This is a genomic window from Sphingosinicellaceae bacterium, assembly GCA_019285715.1.
Classification (GTDB): domain Bacteria; phylum Pseudomonadota; class Alphaproteobacteria; order Sphingomonadales; family Sphingomonadaceae; genus Glacieibacterium.
Genome location: CP079108.1, coordinates 1,990,675 through 2,009,921, shown reverse-complemented (window position 1 = coordinate 2,009,921; position 19,247 = coordinate 1,990,675). Strand labels below are relative to the sequence as shown.

Sequence of the window (19,247 nt, the reverse complement as noted above, 5' to 3'; positions counted from 1 at the left end):
TAGTGTAATTTCGGTTGAGAAAGCGCGGTCGCCCTAGCCGCGCCCGCCGCCAAAGGCAAGGCGAAGGCGGTGACGCGTCCCGAGCAGGAGCCCGTTGACGGCACGCGAATGCGCGCACAGGCTCGACCAAAGCGCGTGGGGGAGGACAATCGATGCCGTTGCGGAACCTGATCGAGGCGGCCGGGGTACCGGGCGCGGTGGCGATGATCGCGGACCGCGATGGGGTCCGCGAAAGCTTCGTGGCTGGCGTTCGAGATCCGGCCACCGCGACGCCGATGACCCTCGACACGGTGTTCCAGATCGCCTCGATGACCAAGGCGGTGGTGTCGGTCGCAGCGATGCAATTGGTCGAGCGCGAAGTGCTCGACCTCGATGCGCCGATCGACGCCGTGCTGCCCAGCCTCGCCGGGCCGTTGGTGATCGAGGGCTTCGACGCGAGCGGGGCAGCGATCCTGCGCGCCGCGCGGCGACCGATCACGCTCCGCCACCTGCTCACCCACACTTCGGGCCTGGGCTATGATTTCATCAGCGCCGACCGGCTCAAGGCGCATGGCGCCGGCGGTCCGCCGACCGCGGGGACTTTGGCCTCGCTGATGCCGCCGCTGCTGTTCGATCCGGGTGACCGCTGGGAATACGGCGTCAGCACCGACTGGGTCGGCCTCGCCGTCGAGGCGGCGAGCGGCATGCGCCTCGACGCCTATCTTGCGGCGCACGTGACCGGTCCGCTCGGCATGACCGATACGCTGTTCCACCTCGACGACGAGCGCCAGTCGCGGCTCGCCGTGCTGCAGGCCCGCCAGGGAGACACCTACACGGCGTTCCCGGTCGACATCGGCGGCGGCTACAACGCCGAGTTCCTGTCCGGCGGCGGCGGCCTGAAGTCGACGGCACCGGATTACCTCCGCTTTCTGCGCATGCTGCTCGGCAACGGCACGCTCGACGGAGCACAGGTTCTGACGCCCGCCAGCGTCGCCGCGATGAGCCGCAACCAGATCGGCGCGCTCCGGGCTGGCGTCATGGCGACGACGATGCCGGCGTTCAGCTACCCGGTCGACGTCTTCCCGGGCATGGCGACGGGTTGGGGACTGGGCTTCCTGATCAACCCCGACCCCGGCCCCGACGGTCGCGCCGCCGGCAGCCTGGCCTGGGCCGGTATCGCCAACAGTTACTACTGGATCGACCCCGCATCGGGTATCGCGGGCGTCGTGATGATGCAGTTCATGCCGTTCGGCGACCTCGGCGCGCTATCCGTCTACTCCGGGGTCGAGCGCCTGGCCTACGGACTTTAGCCCGCCTTCTCCCAGCGCCCGGCGGCATTTTCCTGCCAGTACACCGGCTTGACGTCGTCGCGCGCCTTGAGTGCCTTCCAGTGCCGCCGCGCCAGCGCCAGCGCCTCCTCGTCACCACCGTCGAACAGGTAGAGCACCCGCTTGAACGGCTCGAGATCACCCGGCAGGCGGCCATCGATGACCGCCGCGAGGTCCGCGCCGTTGGCGGTCTCCTCGCCCGAGGTCAGCAGAATCGGCTGGTCAGCCGCAGTGTCGCCATCGATCGCATGGGGCAGGAACGACAGCGGATCATAGCTCCACAACGCCACGTCGAGCCGAGCCAGCGCCGTCGCGTCGGCGGACCGCACGACGGCGCGGTGACCGGCAGCGACCGCCTTCTCCAGCACCCGCGGCAGCACCTGCTCGATCGGCTTGCTGGCGAGCTGGTAAAACCCGATTTCGGTCATGCGTCACACCCTGTCATCCCGGCGAACGCCGGGACCGAGCTAACCCGGCATCCCCAGCTCCGGTTGAAACTGGGTCCCGGCGTTCGCCGGGATGACAGGGGGGGACGGCACTTGTCCTCGAACCCGCTCACTTCGCTTCGAAGTTATCCGCGATGAACCGGTCGAGCAGGCGCACGCCGTAGCCGGTCGCGCCCTTCGCCCACAGCGGGCCGTCCTTCGACGCCCACACCATACCGGCGATATCGAGGTGCGCCCACTTCACGCCGGGCTTGACGAAGCGCTGGATGAACTTGGCGGCGGTGATCGAGCCGCCCTCGCGCGGGCCGACGTTCTTCATGTCGGCGATCGCCGAATCGATGAGCTTGTCGAACGGCTCGTCGAGCGGCATCCGCCACAACTTGTCGCCGACCGCAGCGCCCGCCGCGATCAGCTGCGTCGCCAGCCCGTCGTCGTTGGCGAAGATGCCACCGTGCTCGTGCCCCAGGCTGACGATGATCGCGCCGGTGAGCGTCGCCAGGTCGACGACGATCTCGGGCTCGAACTTGGTCTCCGCCCACCAGATCGCGTCGGCGAGCACCAGCCGGCCCTCGGCGTCGGTGTTGATGACCTCGATGGTCTGCCCAGACATCGAGGTGACGACGTCACCCGGGCGCGTCGCCTTGCCGTCGGGCATGTTCTCGACCAGCCCGCACACGCCGATGACGTTGGCGGTCGACTTGCGCCCGGCGATCGCCAGCATCGCGCCGGTGACGGCACCAGCGCCGCCCATGTCCCACTTCATGTCTTCCATGCCGGCAGCGGCCTTGATCGAGATGCCGCCGGTGTCGAAGGTCACGCCCTTGCCGACCAGCACGACCGGCTTGGCATCGGTACCGCCGTTCCAGCGCATCACCAGCAACTGTGCGTCGCGGTCGGAGCCGAGGCTGACCGACAGGATGGAGCCCATGCCGAGCGCGCGCATCTCGGCCTCGCCCAGCACTTCAATCGAGATGCCCGCGTCCGTAAGCACGCGGGCGCGCTCGACGAAACTCTCGGGATAGATGATGTTGGCCGGCTCGCTGACGAGATCGCGGGTCAGCTGGACACCGGCCGCGATAGCGGCGAGCGGCGCGAACGCGGCCTCTGTCCCCGCGGGCGCATTGACGATGGTCAGAGAGGTAAGCGTCGGTTTCGCCTTGTCCTTCATCGTCGTACGATACTTGTCGAACCGGTACGAGCGCAGCTCGGCACCGTGCGCCAGACGCGCGGCCGCTTCGGCATCGGCCTCAATACCTGCCAAGTCGACCGTCACCGCGGTCTCGCCGCTGACCAGCAGCTTGGCGACGATCGCGCCGCCGACCCGCTCCCAGCCGAGTGCGTCGATCTTGCCGGACTCACCGAGACCGGCGACGAGAACGCGCATGCCGCCATGCCCGAGGACTTCGACAAGGCTCGCCACCTCGCCTTCGAAGCGCGACGACGCGACCGCCTTGGCGAGCGCACCGCAAAGCTCGGTGTCGAGGGCCGCGGCGGCACCGGTGAGCGCGCCCTTGGCGGCGAGGACGACGCGGGCGCCGCTATCAGGAAGAGCGGCGGTGGCGGAGAACGCAATGCGCATGGATGACTTTCGAATTGGAACGAGGCTGTAAACGCAGCGACTGGCTGCAGCGTCTAAACCCGCCACAGGTGGCGCGCAAATGCATGCGTTGGCGCAGGCTGCCGGAGAACCCCGTTGCCGGGCGCGGTCGCCGTGCTAAACGTCGCCGGCGCTTCCCGCCCCGAAAGTTCCGCTTGCTCCTTCGTATTGCCCTGCTTTCCGGTGTTGCGGTTATCGCGCTGCCGCTTGCCGCTCAAACCGTCGCGCCGCCGGCGTCGGCAACGCCGGATGGCGTGTCAAAGACGTCCGACGGCGCGGTGAAAGCGCCGGACAGCGGCATGGCGTCCCTGGTCCAGCCCGGCGACGTCATCGAGTTCGCTGCAGACACCATGTCCTACGCGAACAACGACCAGGTCGTCACCGCGCATGGCAACGTCCAGATCAACCGCCAAGGCTACAAGCTACGCGCCGACGAGGTCGAGTACGACCGCGGCTCGGGCCAGGTCGAGGCGCGCGGCAACGTCGTCACCGTCGACCCTTCGGGCAACCAGGTCTTCGGAGACCGCGTCCAGCTGACCGAATCGCTCAGGGACGGTGCCGTCGAGAACATGCTGCTCGTGCTCAACGACGGCGGCCGGCTGGTGGCGCGCTCGGGAACCCGCACCGACGGCGTGTCGACGCTCAATCGCGCGGTCTATTCGCCCTGCTCCGTTACCGGCCCCGACGGCTGCCCGCGCGAGCCGCTGTGGAGCATCCGCGCGGTCCGGATCATCCACGACCCGAAAAAGAACCGCATCTCCTACCGCCAGGCGTCGCTGGCTTTCGGCGGCGTGCCCGTAGTCTATCTGCCGAGCTTCTCGCATCCCGACGGCGGCAAGGGCCAGGCTTCGGGGCTGCTGCTGCCCGACCTCGAGATCCGGCGCTCACTCGGCCTCGGCATCGGCATTCCGTACAACATCTCGTTCGCGTCGGACCGCGACCTGACCTTGAAGCCGTGGCTTTACACCAACGCCAACCCCGCGCTGGCGCTGACCGCACGGCGCTTGTTCAAGGCCGGCCCGGTCCAGATCGACAGCTTCTTCACCTACGCCAACCTGACCGAGTTCGGGCCCGATGGCGTCGCGCTCGTCGACAAGGGCGATCATTTCCGCGGCTATTTCGCGGCGCACGGCCAACTCCAGCACGGTCCCGAGTGGCGCTCGACGTTCTCGGTCCGGCTGACCACCGACGACACCTTCAACCGCCGCTACGGTCTCGACTACGACGACTCGCTGCGGTCGAACTACACACTGGAGCGCTTCCGGCCGGACTCGTACCTGTCGATCGCGGCGTGGGCGTTCCAGGACCTGCGCGCCGGCAGCACCGGCGGCGAGACCCCGTTCGCGCTGCCCTTGATCGACTACCGCTGGACCCCGCGCGAGGCCTTCCTGGGCGGCCACTTCACCATCGCCGGCAACACGCTCGGCCTGTACCGCACCGACGGCCAGGGCGAGGCGCGCGCCGTCGCCTCGGGCCGCTGGGACCGCAGTTTCCTGACCACGCTCGGCCAGCGCATCACGGCGACCGCGCTGGTCCGGGGCGACGTCTTCGACAGCTGGAACGTCGGCGAGGCGACCCTCCCGGAGTACGCCGGCTCAGGCCACGTCAAGGCGCGCATCCTGCCGCTGGTCGCGCTCGACGCCGAATGGCCGTTCGCCGGACCGGCCTTCGGCGGCACGCAGACGATCACGCCGCGGGTGCAGCTGGTCAGCGCCGGCGGCGGCCGCAACGACGGTATCCCCAACGAGGATGCGCGCGCCGTCGACCTCGAGGACAGCAACATCTTCGACCTCAACCGCTACCCCGGCTACGACCGCTGGGAGGGGGGCAGCCGCGTCACCTACGGCTTCGAGTACGCCTTCCAGCGCCCGCGCTTCGCACTGACCACGGAGGTCGCGCAGTCGGCGCGCTTCGACAACAAGGGCGACCTGTTTCCCGCCGGCACCGGCCTGGAGGGCAATCTGTCGGACATCGTCGGGCGGACGACGCTGAAATACGGCAGCTTCGTCAGCCTGACGCACCGCTTCCGCCTCGACAAGTCGAACTTCTCGATCCGCCGCAACGAGATCGACATCGCCCTCGGCACCGCGCGCAGCTACCTGACCGTCGGCTACATCAAGCTCAACCGGGACATCAACACCGAGGACCTGCAGGACCGCGAGGAAGTGCGCCTCGGGGCACGCGTCGCGTTCGCCAAGTACTGGTCGGTGTTCGGGTCGACGATCATCGACCTGACCTCGAAGGCCGAGGACCCGACCGCGACCGGCGACGGCTTCTCGCCGACACGTTCGCGCGTCGGTATCGCCTACGAGGACGAGTGCTTCCGCTTCGGCGTATCGTGGCGTCGCGACTATATCGCCGACCGCGACTTCCGGAAGGGCAACACCTACGCGCTGACCATCGCCTTCAAGAATCTCGGGCGCTAATGCCGGGTTAAGCCGCTGTCGGCCACTACCGCTTCCCGTATTCCCCGCTTCGCTGTACAGCGCGGGCGCGCCGGCAGTGGCGGGACTGCCCTCGGAGAGATGAATGGTTCGCGGTAAATGGATTCTGGCGCTGGTCGCGGGCAGCACGCTCAGCTTGACCGGCACCATGCTCGGCGTCGCCGCCCACGCCCAGGACGTCATCGGCAACCCTGACGCCGACCTCGCCGAAATCAAGATCCTGGGCGAGATCGACCCGGCGCTTCGCAAGGCGCAGGCGATCGTCAACAACGACGTGATTACCGACACCGACGTCGAGCAGCGGCTCAACCTCGTCCTCGCGGCGAACGGTGGCCAGATCGACGAGACCGAGCGCAACCGGCTCCGGCTGCAGGTCATCCGCAACCTGATCGACGAGAAGCTGCAGATCCAGGAAGCGGCCTCGAAGGACATCAAGATCACCGACGAGGAGGTCGAGCAGGCCTACAAGCGCGTCGCCACCAACTTCAAGAAGTCGCCGACCGAGTTCGAGGCCTTCCTGCGTTCGGGCGGCAGCGCGCCGGCTGCGCTCAAGGGCCAGATCCGCGCCGAGCTGGCGTGGAGCCGGCTGCTGCGCCGCAAGGTCGAGCCGATGGTCAACGTCGGCGACGACGAGGTCCAGTCGGTGATCGCCAAGATGACCGCGTCGAAGGGCACCGAGGAACTCAACCTGCGGAAGATCTTCCTGTCGGCGTCGTCCGAGAACATGCCCCAGGTCATGCAGCAGGCCGCGACCTATGTGGGCGAAATCCGCGCCGGCTCGTCGTTCACCGTCTACGCCCGCCAGATTTCCGAGGACGCGACCCGCAACGACGGCGGCGCCATCGGCTGGGTCCGCCCGGCGCAGCTCAGCGATGCCGTCGCGCCGATCGTCACGAAGCTCAAGCCCGGCGAGGTCAGCGACCCTTTCGCGGTGCCCGGCGGCGTCGAGATCTGGAAGCTCGAGGAAAAGCGCTCGGCGATGAGCGGCGACCCGGGTGAAGCGGTGCTCAGCCTGAAGCAGCTCGGTATCGCCTTCCCGGAAAGCATGTCCGACGCCGACGCCCAGAAGCTGGTCAAGAGCTTCCAGGAGAAAACCCAGGCGATGGGCGGCTGTGCGCGGGCCGAGCAGGTCGCCAAGGAGCTTGGTGCCGACATCGCCTCGAACGAGTCGATGAAGCTGAAGGCGTTGCCGCCGGCGCTGCAGACGATCATGGGCCAGCTCAAGATCGGCCAGGCGACACCGCCGTTCGGCTCGGCCAAGGACGGCGTGCGGGTGCTCGTGTTGTGCGACCGCGACGACAGCGCGACGCAGGCCAAGATCCCCACCTTCGAGGAGGTCTACGCGCAGATGAACGACGAGCGGGTCAACCGGCAGGCGCAGAAGATGCTGCGCAACCTGCGCCGCGACGCCATCATCGACTATCGTTGACGTGAGCGACGTTGATCCGAGCCTGACGTCCAAGACAGCCGGGCGTTGACCGTCGCCATGCAGCCGCTTGCCGTGGCCCTCGGCGACCCGGCCGGCATCGGCCCCGAGATCGTCGCGCGCGCCTGGGAGGGTCGGCGCGCCGCCAACCTGCCGTGCTTCTTCGCGATCGGCGACCGGCGCAGCATCGCCGCGGTCTGGGACGGCCCGATCGAGACCCTCGGCTCACCGTCCGACGCCGCGAGCGTCTCGGACCACGCCCTGCCGTTGATCCAGGTCGACGACCCCGGCGATATCGTGCCGGGCGACCCCAACCTCGCCGGCGCGCGGTGTGCCCTCGACTCCCTCGAGATCGCCGTCGGCCTGGCGCGCACCGGCGCCGCGTCCGGGCTGGTCACCGGCCCGGTATCGAAGTCGCAGCTTTACGCCATCGGCTTCACCTACCCGGGCCAGACCGAGTTCATCGCGGAGCGTTGCGGCGTCTCGGTCGGTAACGTCGCGATGATGCTGGCCGGCCCGTCGCTCAAGACCGTGCCGGCAACCATCCACACGGCGCTCGCCGACGTGCCACGCGCGCTGACCATCGAGCTGATCGTCACCCGCTGCCGGGTCGTCGCGCGCGGGCTGCAGCGCGATTTCGGCATTGCCGAGCCGCGGATTGCCGTCGCCGGGCTCAACCCCCACGCCGGCGAAGGCGGCACCTTGGGACGCGAGGAGCTCGACATCATCGGCCCCGCGCTCGACCTCCTCCGCGCCGAAGGCTTCGACGTCACCGGCCCGCGCTCGGCCGACACGATGTTCCACGCCGAGGCCCGCGCAGGCTACGACGTGGCGCTTTGCATGTACCACGACCAGGCGCTTATCCCGATGAAAACGCTCGACTTCTACGAGGGCGTCAACGTCACGCTGGGCCTGCCGATCGTTCGTACCTCGCCCGACCACGGCACCGCGTTCGGCATTGCCGGCACCGGCACCGCGCGCGCCGACGCGATGTGCGCGGCGTTGCGGATGGCGGGCGAGTGCGCGTCCCGGCGCGCCGGGTGAGCCTGGACAAAGCCGCACTGGACACCCTGCCGCCGCTGCGCGAGGTCATCGCCGCCCACGGCCTCGCCGCCAAGAAGAGCCTCGGCCAGAACTTCCTCCTCGACGGCAACCTGCTCGACCGCATTGCGCGCGTCCCCGGCTCCCTCGACGGCGCGACGGTCTACGAGGTCGGGCCCGGCCCCGGCGGCCTGACCCGCGCCCTGCTCCGCGCCGGCGCGTCGGTCGTCGCCGTCGAGCGCGACGACCGCGCCCTGCCCGCGCTTGCCGAACTCGCCGCGATCGTGCCGGGCCGGCTGACCGTCATCGCCGGCGACGCACTGGCGCAGGAGGAGGCCGCGCTGGTCCCGCCCGGCGCGCACGTCGTCGCCAACCTGCCCTACAACATCGGCACCGCGCTGTTCGTGCGCTGGCTGACCGTCGAGCCATGGCTGCCGTGGTGGGCGTCGCTGACCTGCATGTTCCAGAAAGAAGTCGCGCAACGCATCGTCGCCGCACCCGACACCGGGGCCTATGGCCGGCTCAGCGTCCTCGCACAGTGGCGGTCGCGGCCCCGGATCGCGCTCGACGTGCCGAAGCAGGCGTTCACCCCGCCGCCCAAGATCACCTCGTCGGTCGTCCACCTCGTGCCGATCGAGGCGCCGGCAGGTGTCTCCGGTCCCGTGCTCGAGGCGCTCACCGCCGCCGCCTTCGGTCAGCGCCGCAAGATGTTGCGCTCGTCCCTGCGCAGCATGGCGGGTGCGCTCGACGCGCTCGAGCGCTGCGGTATCGACACCTCGCGTCGCGCCGAGACGCTGTCGGTCGCGGAGTTCGTGGCGGTGGCGGCGGTGCTCAGTCCAGATAACCACCTGGCATAAGCCGGACTTTAGTTGTCATTCCGGCGAAGGCCGGAGCCCAGTTGCAGCAAAAACTCTGGCAGCGATCGTCGGGGACAGATGCGTCGTTGCCCGGACAGAGGTCGCGGGGAAGGCTGTCACGCGACGCTCGCAAAGGAGAACACGGGCGCGAAGCAGCCCTGTCCTACGGATAGCCTATCTGGTACAGATCTATCGCACCGAAACGTCGGCGCAGCTCATTCTCATCGCTGGCAACACCACAAGTCACTGAATAAGTTAGGCGATACCGCGACACGCCGAACGGAACCAGAAAAACAGGAAAGCGCCGAGGGTGCTTACTCTGACAACTCTCAGCCCTACGCGCTAATTCTTGACAGCGTCCGGCTTGGCCGGTTCGGCGCTGGCGGTCGTCGCTGGGACCACAGGTACCGGCGCGGCGAGCGCCATTTCGAGGCGCTTCGCGGCGGGGCATTCACCCTTGCACAGGGTCTGGATACGGACGAGGTTGAGGTTCGCGCGGGCCCGGGCGCCGCGGGTCACGAGCGCCTTGCCCTGCCCTTCCAGCGCGGCGAGATCGTTGGGATCGAGCCCGAGCGCCTCACGGTAGAAGCGCACTGCCTTGCCCGGCAGCCCGAGCGCTTCGTAGGCGTGGGCCATGCCGATGAAGGCCGGGCCGTTGCGCGGATCGGCGGCGACGGCAGCCTCGTAGGCGTCGATGGCGGCGCTTGGCTGGGCCTTGGCGAGCGCCGCATCGCCGGCAGCCTGCATGCGAACCGAGGCAGGTCGCAACGCATCGTCGCCCGAAGCGCCGACCGCGACGGAGGTGATCGTTCCCGCCGCCAGCAGGACTATCGGTATCGCCCAGGACCTGCGCATCTCGACTCCCACACCGCCAGTGTCACGTAAACCTAGCAGACGCGCCGCGCCGCCCCTATGGAAAAACCGTCGCAACCAAACATCCCCGGCGTCAGCACTACCCCATCTACGGGCGCACCACCCGCCGGGTTGCGCAATGACAGCGGTTCCCAGTCATGATTTCGGGACAGCCACGCCTTTAGCTGGGCTTCACCCTCCGCCGGAAGCAGCGAGCACACGACATAGACCAGCCGGCCGCCGGGCTTGGCCAATGCCGCGCCGATGTCGAGCAGCCGCGCCTGTTCGGCGACCAGCCGGTCGAGCCGGTCCGGGGTCAGCCGCCAGCGCGCCTCTGGGTTGCGCCGCCACGTGCCCGTCCCCGAACACGGCGCATCGATCAGCACGAGGTCTGCGGTCCCGGCCAGGTCGGCAAGCGCACCCGCTTCGCGACCGGGGTTGAGCAGCCGCGCCTCGATGATGGTCGCACCGGCGCGCTCCGCCCGCGGTTCGAGCTGGCGCAGGCGGGCGCGGTCGGTATCGCAGGCGATGAGGTTGCCGGCGTTGCCCATCGCGGCCGCCAGCGCGAGGGTCTTGCCACCCGCCCCGGCGCACAGGTCGACGACGGTCTCGCCGGCCTTGGCTTCGCAGGCGAGCGCGGCGAACTGGCTGCCCGCGTCCTGCACCTCGATGCGGCCGTCGCGGTAGGCGGGGAGCGTCTCGACGTTGAGCTCGGCGGTGGCGCGCAGCCCATCCGGCGCGAGGTCGAGCAGTTCGACCGTCCCGAGCTCTGCAGCGACCGCATCACGCTGCGCCTTCAAGGTGTTGACCCGCAGGTCGAGCGGCGCACGCCCGAGCAACGCCGCAAGCTCGGTGTCGGTCGAGGGTCCGAAGCGCTCGCGGAGCTGGTCGACGAGCCAGCGCGGTGCCAGGCCGGGGACGGCCTCGGGCTCGCCCGGAACGAGCGCGGCAGGGACATGCGGCCCAGCCCCGTCGAACAGCTCGAGCAGCGCCGGTTCGTGGGCGCGGGCGTAGGCAAGGACCGCGGTGCGGCCGCCCGCCGGGCGCTCGCCGATGTTGCGGACGACGGCGTAGATCAGCTCGCGGACGGCACGCCGGTCCTTCGATCCGGCATAGCGCCGGGTCGAGAAATAGCGCTGGATCAGGGTGTCGGCGGCAGCGCCACCTTCGCGGGCGGCGACGACGATGGCGTCGAGGCAGTCGATCGCCGCCTGGACGCGGGCTGCCGGGGTCATATCTTCAACTCGTCATCCAGCCGGGTAGTTCGGGGACTCACGGGTGATCGTCACGTCGTGGACGTGGCTCTCGCGCAGGCCGGCATTGGTGATGCGGACGAACTCGGCACGGTCGCGGAAGGTCTTGAGGTCTGGCGCGCCCGAGTAACCCATCGCGGCCTTCACGCCGCCGACCAACTGGTGGAGCACGTCGACCGCGGGGCCCTTGAAGGCGACCTGGCCTTCGATGCCCTCGGGGACCAGCTTCAACTGGTCCTTGATGTCCTCCTGGAAGTAGCGGTCGGCCGAGCCGCGCGCCATAGCCGCGACCGAGCCCATGCCGCGGTAGCTCTTGTAGGTCCGGCCCTGCCATAGGAAGGTCTCGCCCGGGGCCTCGCTGGTGCCCGCGAGCAGCGAGCCGATCATCACCGCGCTCGCGCCCGCCGCCAGCGCCTTGGCGATGTCGCCGCTGGTGCGGAGGCCACCGTCAGCGATGACGGGCACGTCGCCCGCCGCACGCGCGCAGTCGATGATCGCGGTCAGCTGGGGCACCCCGACGCCTGCAACAATGCGGGTCGTGCAGATCGAGCCCGGGCCGATGCCGACCTTGATGCCGTCGGCGCCCGCATCGATCAGGGCGCGCGCCGCGTCAGCGGTGGCGACGTTGCCGGCGATGACCTGGGCCGAGTTGGACAAGCGCTTGATGCGGCGGACAGCCTCGGCGACCCGGACCGAGTGACCGTGTGCGGTGTCGACCACGATCAGGTCGCACTCGGCGTCGAGCAGCGCCTCGGTGCGCTCGAAGCCGGCATCGCCGACGGTTGTCGCGGCGGCGACGCGGAGGCGGCCGGCAGCGTCCTTGGTAGCGTCGGGATAGGTAACCGCCCGCTCGATGTCCTTGACGGTGATCAGTCCGATGCAATGCTCGTTGTCGTCGACGACCAGCAACTTCTCGATGCGGCGGGCGTGGAGCAGGCGCCGCGCGTCGTCCTGAGTGACGCCGAGGCGGACTGTCGCGAGGTTGGTCGCGGTCATCAGCTCCCGGATCGGCTGGCCGGGGTTCTCGGCGAAGCGCACGTCGCGGTTGGTGACGATGCCCGCAAGGCGCCCCGATGCCTCGACGACCGGGATCGACGAGATCTTGTAGCGGCGCATCAGTTCGAGCGCGTCACCGAGCGTGCCGTCCACGGCCATGGTCACCGGGTTGACGACCATGCCGCTCTCGAAGCGCTTGACCTGGCGGACTGCGGTCGCTTGCTCGTCGATGGTCAGGTTGCGGTGGAGGACGCCGATGCCGCCCGCCTGCGCCATGACGATCGCCATGTCGGCCTCGGTGACGGTGTCCATCGCCGAGCTCAGGACCGGGATGTTGAGCCCGATCTCACGCGTGATGCGGGTGCGGGTGTCGGCCTCGCTGGGCAACACGGCGGACTCGGCAGGCACCAGCAACACGTCGTCGAAGGTCAGGCCGAGTCGGATGTCCATGCGCACTCCTAGGCATCTTCGGCGGCGAAAATGCGTCAACCCGCCGGGCGCGGGGTGGCGCTCTATACGGACGTTCGACCGGGAAAGCTACCGCCGGTGGTGTGCGCACGCGCCGGCGGTGCTGTTGCCGTCATCCAAGTCGCCCAGGATGACGGCGACCGTTCGGCTCAGGCCTTGCCGTTGACCTTGATCAGCCAATACTGCGCGAGCTGCTGGCGTGGACCGCCCTGCACGGCCTGGAGCGCCGTCGTCGCGCCGGCCTTGTCTCCCGCCATCGCCAAGGATGCGCCGAGGCGCAGGTTGGCGCTCGGCAGGTCGACGCCGCCCTTGCTCACCGCGATCCGGTACATCTCCGCCGCCTTGGCGTAGTTGCCATAGCCGAAGTACGCGTCGCCGGTGCCGAGTGCGGTCTTGCCGTTCGCGGCCTTCGCCGAATCGCGCTCGAGCCCGGCCAGCGAAGCCTTGTCGGCGGCGATCTTGCCGGTCGAGGTGCCGAGGATCTCCTTCTCGATCGGCTTGGTGCCGGTCAGCTTCTTGACGGCGATACCCTCGGTCAGGATCGCGTGAGCCTCGCCTGGCAAACCCTTGTCGAGCGCCAGCCGGGCATACTCCTGCCACTCGCGGTCGGGACCCATCGCGCCGACGGAATGCATCAGCCGGTAGGTGTCGAGGTTGAACTGGTCATCGCCGTTCGCGGAGTCGCGGAACAGGTTGAGCGCGTCGTACCAGTTGACCGGGTTCGGGTAGGCGGCGACCAGATCGGTCGAGGCGGTGTTGGTCTGCGCCGGCAGCTTGCTGTCGAATGCGATCTTGAGCCGCTGGCGATACCAGACTTCGGGCGCAACCTCGCCCTTGGCCTTCTTGGCGGCGATCGCCTTCTCAAGCGTCGCGACGGCCTGCGAGTTCTGCTTCTGATCGCTGTACAGCAGCGCCAGGTTGAGGATCGAGTCAGCGTCATCGGGGGTCAGCGCGACAAGTTGCTCATAGGTCTTGGTCGCCGCCGCATAGTCCTTGCGCTGCAGAGCCAGTGCAGCCGCATTGCGGAGATACTTGGGCTTTTCGGCCGCCGGCAGGAACTGGCTTGCGGCCGAACGCGTCACGGCATCCTCGAGCGAGACCATGTCCTTGATCTTGTTCGCGGCACCGAGTTCGATCTGCGACAGGAAGAACTCGTCGGTCGGGTTGAGACCACCGGCCGCATAGCCCGCCTTGACGGTCGCGATCGCACCGGCGGAGTCGCCCGCGGTATCCTGCTTCTGCGCAGCGGCGGCGACGGTGCGCCCAGCCTTCGACAGGTTCTTCGGGTCGGCGGCACCGGTAGCGGCGGCCTCGGCGGGCTTTTCCTTCGCCACCGCGACGCCGGTCATCCCGCTCGCGAGCAGGCCAACCAGCAGTGCGCGCTTGAATGGGGTCATGTCTTTGCTCTCCAAGGTGATATTTTGCAGTTTGGCTAAGCTGCGAAGGCCGCCGCGTCAATTCCTGCCGTCCTCGTTGTCGCAACGCCAGTGAACACGGTTTGAACGTGCGGGCCGCTGCGCGTATCCCCCCACCACGCCACATCCTGGAGCCGCCATGCTTGCCGTGCTTTCGCCTGCCAAGTCGCTCGACGAGACCAGCCCCATTCCCCAGGTTGACGCCACGGAGGCACGCTTCCCCGAGGCGACCGCGACGCTGGCGCAGGCTGCGGCGAAGCTCAAGCCTGCCGCGCTGGCGAAGCTGATGCACATCTCGAAGGCCCTGGCCGAGAAGAATGCCGCCCGCTTCCAGGACCTGCTCGAGCCCGGCGAGGCACGACCGGCACTCTACACCTTCGACGGCGACGTCTACACGGGTCTGCAGGGCAAGTCGCTCGACGCGGCAGGCGTCGCGTTCGCCCAGCACCACGTCCGCATCCTGTCAGGGCTGTACGGCGTACTGCGGCCTCTCGACCTGATGCGCCCGTACCGGCTCGAGATGGGCACCGACCTCAAGATCGGGCGCAAGCGAGGACTCTACACCTTCTGGGGCAAGCGCATCGCCGAGGCGCTGGCCGACGACATGTCCGGTCACAAGGACAAGACTTTGATCAACCTCGCCAGCAAGGAGTATTTCGCGGCAGTCGACGTCGCCGTCCTGCCCGGCAAGGTGCTGGCAATCGACTTCCGCGACGACCACGGCGACGGCGACCTGCGCTTCAACACCTTCGTCGCCAAGAAGGCCCGGGGCGCGATGGCTCGCTTCATCGTCGACGAGCGACTGGAGAGCCCCGCCGGCATGAAAAAGTTCGACGGCTATGGGTATTCGTACCGCAAGGAATTGTCCGACGAAGCACGGTGGGCGTTTGTGCGGACGGCGTGAATATCAGCGAGAGTTGTCAGAGTTTACACCCTCGCGCGGTTTGCATTTTACACCGACGAGCGGAAGCGGTTGTGGAAAACGTTCGATATCTTTGCGTTCTAACCGCCCGGACGATGAGAAAGATCGCACGCCCGTGAGTCCGGCGCAGGAATATTGTACCAGATAGGCAGGCTGTAGGACAGCATCAGTCGATGCAGCGCTCAAACGCCCATAGAAAAAGGGCCGGACTTTCGCCCGGCCCCTTCCAATTCCAAAGTAAGCGCTGAGCTTACTTCTTCATCGCGTCGGCTTTCGCCTTCATGTTGTCGGCGGCAGCGTCGGCGTTGGCCTTCATCGCATCGGCCTTGTCCTCGGCACCAGTCTTCATGGCGTCGGCGTTGTTCTTGGCGGTGTCGACCATTGCGTCGGCCTGCTTCTTGGTCGAATCGACCATAGCATCGGCCTTGTCCTTGGTCGCATCGGCAGTCGCATCGGCCTTGTCGGCGACCGCATTGGCGGCGTCGTTGGCAGTCGGCGCGGCAGTCGTCGTGGTTTCGGTGGTGGTCATCGAACCGTCGGCGTTGGTCGTGGTGTCCACGGTCTTCGCCTTCTCGCCGCAAGCGGCAAGCAGGCCGAGGCTGGCCACGGCCGCCAGGGTAAGAACAGTCTTCATCGATAATCTCCGTTTGATTGCGCAGTCCCTCACGCGCGCCGTCCGTTACCCACTCCCTTCACGGAAGCGAAGCAAAAACAGCGTGCCCTACAACGTCACGCGCCCGTATCAGGTTCCGTTGCAGGACCAGCATCGTCATTGTTATCGCCGTTGTTGTCATCGGGGCCACTCGCGTCGGGCCCGTCACTTTCCGGACCAGTCCCTGCGCCATCCGCCACGACTATGTCGTCGTCTTCGCCGCTGTCGCCGATCTTTGCCGCCGAGACGACATGCTCGTCCTTCGCGACATCGAACAGTTTCACGCCCTGTGACGCGCGGCCGATAACCCGCAGGTGGCCGACGGTAAGCCGGATCAGCTTGCCCTGGTTGGTCACAAGCATGATCTCGTCGCCGTCGTGCGCCGGGAAACTGGCGAGCACCGGTCCGTTGCGATCGCTCTCGGCGATGTTGCGAATGCCCTGTCCGCCGCGCGAGGTGCGGCGGTACTCGTAGGCGCTCGACCGCTTGCCGTAGCCATTGGCGGTGACCGTCAGGATGAACTCCTCGGCATCGGCGAACTGCTTGCTGCGGGTCTCGGACAGGATACGCTCGCCCGCCGCATCGCCCTTCCACGGCGCGGCCTTGAGATAGTCCTCGCGCTCCTGAGGGCTGGCGGCAAACGGCTTGAGGATGCTCATCGAGATGACCTCGTCGCCCTGCCCCAGCGTCATGCCCCGGACGCCGGTCGAGGTCCGGCTGACGAACTCGCGGACGTCGTCGACCGGGAAGCGGATCGCCTTGCCGCTGCGGCACGCCAGGAACACGTCGTCGTGCTGGTCGCACAGTGCCACCGCAATCAGGCGGTCGTCGTCACCGTCCTCGAAGCGGATCGCCAGCTTGCCGCCGGCATTGATGCTGGTGAACGCATCCATCGAGTTGCGTCGCACCGAGCCGTGCGCGGTCGCGAACATGACGTGGAGCTTGCCCCACTCGGTCTCGTCCTCGGGCAGCGGCACGACGGTGATGATCTTCTCGTCGCCCTCGAGGCGCGGCAGCAGGTGGATCATCGGCCGGCCCTTGGCGTTCGGCCCGCCTTCCGGGATGCGCCACACCTTCTGGCGGTAGACCTTGCCGGTCGAGCTGAAGAACAGCACCGGGGTATGCGTCGAGGTCACGAACAGCTGCGCGACGGTGTCTTCTTCCTTGGTCGTCATGCCGGCGCGGCCCTTGCCGCCCCGGTGCTGCGATCGGTAGGTCGCGAGCGGTACGCGCTTGATATAGCCGCCGAGGGTGACGGTCACGACCATCTCCTCGCGCTCGATCAGGTCCTCGTCATCGACATCGTCGCCGGCCAGCACCAGCTCGCTGCGGCGCTTGGTGACGAACGGCTGGAGCGCGTCGAACTCTTCGCGCATGACGCGGCGGAGGCGGTTGCGGTCGCGCAGGATCTCGAGCAGGTCCTCGATGCTGGCCGCCAGCTCCTTCAGCTCGTCGGCGATCTCGTCGCGGCCGAGCGCGGTCAGCTTCGACAGGCGCAGTTCGAGAATGGCGCGAACCTGCAGGTCGGACAGTGAATAGGTCGCATCCGCTTCGCCGGGAATACGTTCGTCGGGCAACTCGGCCTCGATGATGCCGAGGTAGGGCCGGATGTCGCCCATCGGCCACTTGCGCTCGAGCAGCGCGGTGCGCGCTTCCGCCGGCGTCGCCGAGGCGCGGATCAGGCGCACGACCTCGTCGAGATTGGCGACCGCGATCATCAGCCCGAGCAACAAATGCGCGCGCTCGCGGGCCTTCATCAGCTCGAACTTCGAGCGGCGGGTGATCACTTCCTCGCGGAAGTCGATGAACGCGACGATGATGTCGCGCAGGTTGAGCAGCTCGGGCCTGCCGCCGCGGATCGCCAGCATGTTGATCGCGAACGACGACTGCGCGGGCGTGTGGCGATAGACCTGGTTGAGGACGACCTCGTGGGTGGCGTCGCGCTTCAGGTCCATGACGATACGGACGCCCTCGCGGCTGCTCTCGTCGCGGACTTCGCTGACGCCCTCGATGCGCTTGTCGCGGACCGCGTCGGCGATCTTCTCGACCAGCCCGTTCTTGCCGAGCTGGAACGGCACCTCGGTCAGCACCAGCGAACGGCGGTCGCCGCGGCCTTCCTCGACGATCCAGCGCGAGCGCATGATGACGCTGCCGCGCCCGGTCTCGTAGGCTGTGCGGATGCCGGTGGTGCCGACCAGGAAGGCGCCGGTCGGGAAGTCGGGGCCCTTGATGTGCTCCATCAGGCCTTCGACGGTGATCGCGCCGTCGTCGAGATAGGCGCGGCAGGCGTCCATGACCTCGCCGAGATTGTGCGGCGGGATGTTGGTCGCCATGCCGACCGCGATGCCGCCGGCGCCGTTGACCAGCAGGTTCGGGAAGCGCGCCGGGAGGACGGACGGCTCCCGCTCCTGCCCGTCGTAGTTGGGGACGAAGTCGACGGTGTCCTTGTCGATGTCCTCGAGCAACTGGTCGGCCGACTTCGCCAGCCGCGCCTCGGTGTAGCGCATCGCGGCGGGCGCATCGGGGTCCATCGAGCCGAAATTGCCCTGTCCGTCGACCAGCGGCAGCCGCAGCGACCAGTCCTGCGCCATTCGGACGAGGGCGTCGTAGATCGAGCTGTCGCCGTGCGGGTGGTACTTGCCCATCACGTCGCCGACGATGCGCGCCGACTTGCGGTACGGCTTGCCCGAGACGTAGCCGCCCTCGTAGGCGCCCCACAGGATGCGGCGGTGGACGGGCTTGAGGCCATCGCGGACGTCCGGGAGAGCGCGCGCGACGATGACGCTCATGGCGTAATCGAGGAAGCTCGTGCGCATCTCGGTGACGATCGAGATCGGCTCGATATCGGGACCCACGGGAGGGGTAGAAGTTGTTGATGCCATAGGGTAATTCGGGCCTGAACGATTTGCGCTGTCGGTGTCGGGCTACCTTAGGACATGACGGCCCGAAACGCCAGTTTCCGCACCACGCCCCGCCCGGTCGAGCTTTGGCGACACGACGGCTGGCGAGCTGCGCCGTAGCGAGCCGCGTAGCAAGCCCGTCGAGGTCCATTCCGTTCTCATAACAAACTGAATACGCTTGTATAATTCGTGCGGCCGCTTTGCCGCAGGGGGCGGATTGCAGGGAACTGTGGGTAGCGGCGCAAGCTTATCATGCTGGCCACCTGGCCTTGAGGGAGAGTCGAAATGAGCAAGTTTATCGTTGCGGTTGCAGCGGCCGCGATATTGGCAGCACCCGTGTTGGCGCAGACCGCTGGCGGCACGTCCGGTGGTGGAACCTCGAGTGGCGGCATGTCGAGCGGCAGCTCGATGGGCACGTCGTCGGGATCGATGAGCCCGGGCACCGATAGCTCGATGTCGAGTTCAGGCGCGATGGGCAACAGCTTGACGGGCATGTCTTCGAAGGCGACGAAGAAGCACAGCAGCTCCACCCGCCACAAGACCGGCTCGGGTTCCACGGGTAGCTCGATGAGCAGCGGCTCGACCACCGACACGCCGAGCACCGACAGCACGACCAGCCCCCGCTGAAGAAACGCGCGCGGCGGTACTGGATTCTGCCGCGCGCTTTTTCA

The 19,247-nt window shown here is 67.8% G+C and carries 15 protein-coding genes; 6 read left to right on the top strand and 9 right to left on the bottom strand.

Features of this window, described 5'->3' with window-relative positions; all coding sequences use genetic code 11:
• Nucleotides 1-152: 152 nt before the first annotated feature.
• Nucleotides 153-1,289 carry a beta-lactamase family protein gene (locus KX816_09315; protein QXQ08147.1) on the top strand — a complete coding sequence of 379 codons (1,137 nt, stop codon included), beginning with the start codon at nucleotides 153-155 and terminating at the stop codon, nucleotides 1,287-1,289.
• Here KX816_09315 and KX816_09310 read toward each other — a convergent pair.
• Together KX816_09310 and KX816_09305 are read right to left on the bottom strand one after the other, a co-directional pair.
• The gene (locus KX816_09310) at nucleotides 1,286-1,735 is read right to left on the bottom strand and encodes a DNA polymerase III subunit chi (GenBank protein ID QXQ08146.1); all 450 of its coding nucleotides are present in this window, start codon (nucleotides 1,733-1,735) and stop codon (nucleotides 1,286-1,288) included. The two genes, KX816_09315 and KX816_09310, sit on opposite strands and share 4 nt — an antisense overlap.
• 127 nt (nucleotides 1,736-1,862) lie before the next feature.
• On the bottom strand, nucleotides 1,863-3,332 hold the full coding sequence (locus tag KX816_09305) for a leucyl aminopeptidase (protein QXQ08145.1): 1,470 nt from the start codon (nucleotides 3,330-3,332) through the stop codon (nucleotides 1,863-1,865).
• 83 nt (nucleotides 3,333-3,415) lie between these two features.
• On the opposite strand from KX816_09305, the gene lptD reads away from it, so the two are divergent.
• The 4 genes from lptD to rsmA all read left to right on the top strand — a co-directional run bounded on the left by lptD (nucleotide 3,416) and on the right by rsmA (nucleotide 9,118).
• Complete coding sequence (lptD, locus tag KX816_09300; protein QXQ08144.1) at nucleotides 3,416-5,776, top strand: LPS assembly protein LptD; 2,361 nt, start codon at nucleotides 3,416-3,418, stop codon at nucleotides 5,774-5,776.
• A gap of 103 nt (nucleotides 5,777-5,879) precedes the next feature.
• Nucleotides 5,880-7,223 carry a peptidylprolyl isomerase gene (locus KX816_09295; GenBank protein ID QXQ08143.1) on the top strand — a complete coding sequence of 448 codons (1,344 nt, stop codon included), beginning with the start codon at nucleotides 5,880-5,882 and terminating at the stop codon, nucleotides 7,221-7,223.
• Between the two features lie 57 nt (nucleotides 7,224-7,280).
• Nucleotides 7,281-8,264, top strand: coding sequence for a 4-hydroxythreonine-4-phosphate dehydrogenase PdxA (pdxA, locus tag KX816_09290; protein QXQ08486.1), 984 nt, complete (start codon nucleotides 7,281-7,283; stop codon nucleotides 8,262-8,264).
• A gap of 17 nt (nucleotides 8,265-8,281) precedes the next feature.
• Complete coding sequence (rsmA, locus tag KX816_09285; GenBank protein QXQ08485.1) at nucleotides 8,282-9,118, top strand: 16S rRNA (adenine(1518)-N(6)/adenine(1519)-N(6))-dimethyltransferase RsmA; 837 nt, start codon at nucleotides 8,282-8,284, stop codon at nucleotides 9,116-9,118.
• A gap of 342 nt (nucleotides 9,119-9,460) precedes the next feature.
• On the opposite strand, the gene KX816_09280 is transcribed toward rsmA, so the two are convergent.
• The 4 genes from KX816_09280 to KX816_09265 form a co-directional block, all read right to left on the bottom strand.
• Nucleotides 9,461-9,973, bottom strand: coding sequence for a tetratricopeptide repeat protein (locus KX816_09280; protein QXQ08142.1), 513 nt, complete (start codon nucleotides 9,971-9,973; stop codon nucleotides 9,461-9,463).
• 32 nt (nucleotides 9,974-10,005) lie between these two features.
• Nucleotides 10,006-11,205: an RsmB/NOP family class I SAM-dependent RNA methyltransferase gene (locus KX816_09275; protein QXQ08141.1), complete on the bottom strand. Its 1,200-nt coding sequence runs from the start codon at nucleotides 11,203-11,205 to the stop codon at nucleotides 10,006-10,008.
• 12 nt (nucleotides 11,206-11,217) lie between these two features.
• On the bottom strand, nucleotides 11,218-12,669 hold the full coding sequence (guaB, locus tag KX816_09270) for an IMP dehydrogenase (protein ID QXQ08140.1): 1,452 nt from the start codon (nucleotides 12,667-12,669) through the stop codon (nucleotides 11,218-11,220).
• Between the two features lie 167 nt (nucleotides 12,670-12,836).
• Nucleotides 12,837-14,084: a tetratricopeptide repeat protein gene (locus KX816_09265; protein ID QXQ08139.1), complete on the bottom strand. Its 1,248-nt coding sequence runs from the start codon at nucleotides 14,082-14,084 to the stop codon at nucleotides 12,837-12,839.
• A 157-nt stretch (nucleotides 14,085-14,241) separates the two neighbouring features.
• Between KX816_09265 and yaaA the strand changes: the two genes are divergently transcribed.
• Nucleotides 14,242-15,006, top strand: coding sequence for a peroxide stress protein YaaA (gene yaaA / locus KX816_09260; GenBank protein ID QXQ08138.1), 765 nt, complete (start codon nucleotides 14,242-14,244; stop codon nucleotides 15,004-15,006).
• Nucleotides 15,007-15,274: 268 nt separating this feature from the next.
• Here yaaA and KX816_09255 read toward each other — a convergent pair whose 3' ends face one another.
• From KX816_09255 to KX816_09245, 3 genes are all read right to left on the bottom strand, one after another.
• Nucleotides 15,275-15,658 (bottom strand): hypothetical protein, encoded by a 384-nt coding sequence (locus tag KX816_09255; GenBank protein ID QXQ08137.1) that lies wholly within the window; start codon nucleotides 15,656-15,658, stop codon nucleotides 15,275-15,277.
• 95 nt (nucleotides 15,659-15,753) lie between these two features.
• Nucleotides 15,754-18,558: a DNA gyrase subunit A gene (gene gyrA, locus KX816_09250; GenBank protein QXQ08136.1), complete on the bottom strand. Its 2,805-nt coding sequence runs from the start codon at nucleotides 18,556-18,558 to the stop codon at nucleotides 15,754-15,756.
• A 176-nt stretch (nucleotides 18,559-18,734) separates the two neighbouring features.
• On the bottom strand, nucleotides 18,735-19,187 hold the full coding sequence (locus tag KX816_09245) for a hypothetical protein (protein ID QXQ08135.1): 453 nt from the start codon (nucleotides 19,185-19,187) through the stop codon (nucleotides 18,735-18,737).
• Nucleotides 19,188-19,247: the final 60 nt, after the last annotated feature.

What these genes read in the sequence shown, in the direction of transcription:
- pdxA (QXQ08486.1), top strand. Translation starts at nt 7,281, where the DNA reads ATGCAGCCGCTTGCCGTGGCCCTCGGCGACCCGGCCGGCATCGGCCCC.
- KX816_09275 (QXQ08141.1), bottom strand. Translation starts at nt 11,205, where the DNA reads ATGACCCCGGCAGCCCGCGTCCAGGCGGCGATCGACTGCCTCGACGCC.
- lptD (QXQ08144.1), top strand. Translation starts at nt 3,416, where the DNA reads ATGCGTTGGCGCAGGCTGCCGGAGAACCCCGTTGCCGGGCGCGGTCGC.
- KX816_09280 (QXQ08142.1), bottom strand. Translation starts at nt 9,973, where the DNA reads ATGCGCAGGTCCTGGGCGATACCGATAGTCCTGCTGGCGGCGGGAACG.
- KX816_09310 (QXQ08146.1), bottom strand. Translation starts at nt 1,735, where the DNA reads ATGACCGAAATCGGGTTTTACCAGCTCGCCAGCAAGCCGATCGAGCAG.
- KX816_09255 (QXQ08137.1), bottom strand. Translation starts at nt 15,658, where the DNA reads ATGAAGACTGTTCTTACCCTGGCGGCCGTGGCCAGCCTCGGCCTGCTT.
- gyrA (QXQ08136.1), bottom strand. Translation starts at nt 18,558, where the DNA reads ATGGCATCAACAACTTCTACCCCTCCCGTGGGTCCCGATATCGAGCCG.
- yaaA (QXQ08138.1), top strand. Translation starts at nt 14,242, where the DNA reads ATGCTTGCCGTGCTTTCGCCTGCCAAGTCGCTCGACGAGACCAGCCCC.
- guaB (QXQ08140.1), bottom strand. Translation starts at nt 12,669, where the DNA reads ATGGACATCCGACTCGGCCTGACCTTCGACGACGTGTTGCTGGTGCCT.
- KX816_09305 (QXQ08145.1), bottom strand. Translation starts at nt 3,332, where the DNA reads ATGCGCATTGCGTTCTCCGCCACCGCCGCTCTTCCTGATAGCGGCGCC.
- KX816_09315 (QXQ08147.1), top strand. Translation starts at nt 153, where the DNA reads ATGCCGTTGCGGAACCTGATCGAGGCGGCCGGGGTACCGGGCGCGGTG.
- KX816_09295 (QXQ08143.1), top strand. Translation starts at nt 5,880, where the DNA reads ATGGTTCGCGGTAAATGGATTCTGGCGCTGGTCGCGGGCAGCACGCTC.
- KX816_09265 (QXQ08139.1), bottom strand. Translation starts at nt 14,084, where the DNA reads ATGACCCCATTCAAGCGCGCACTGCTGGTTGGCCTGCTCGCGAGCGGG.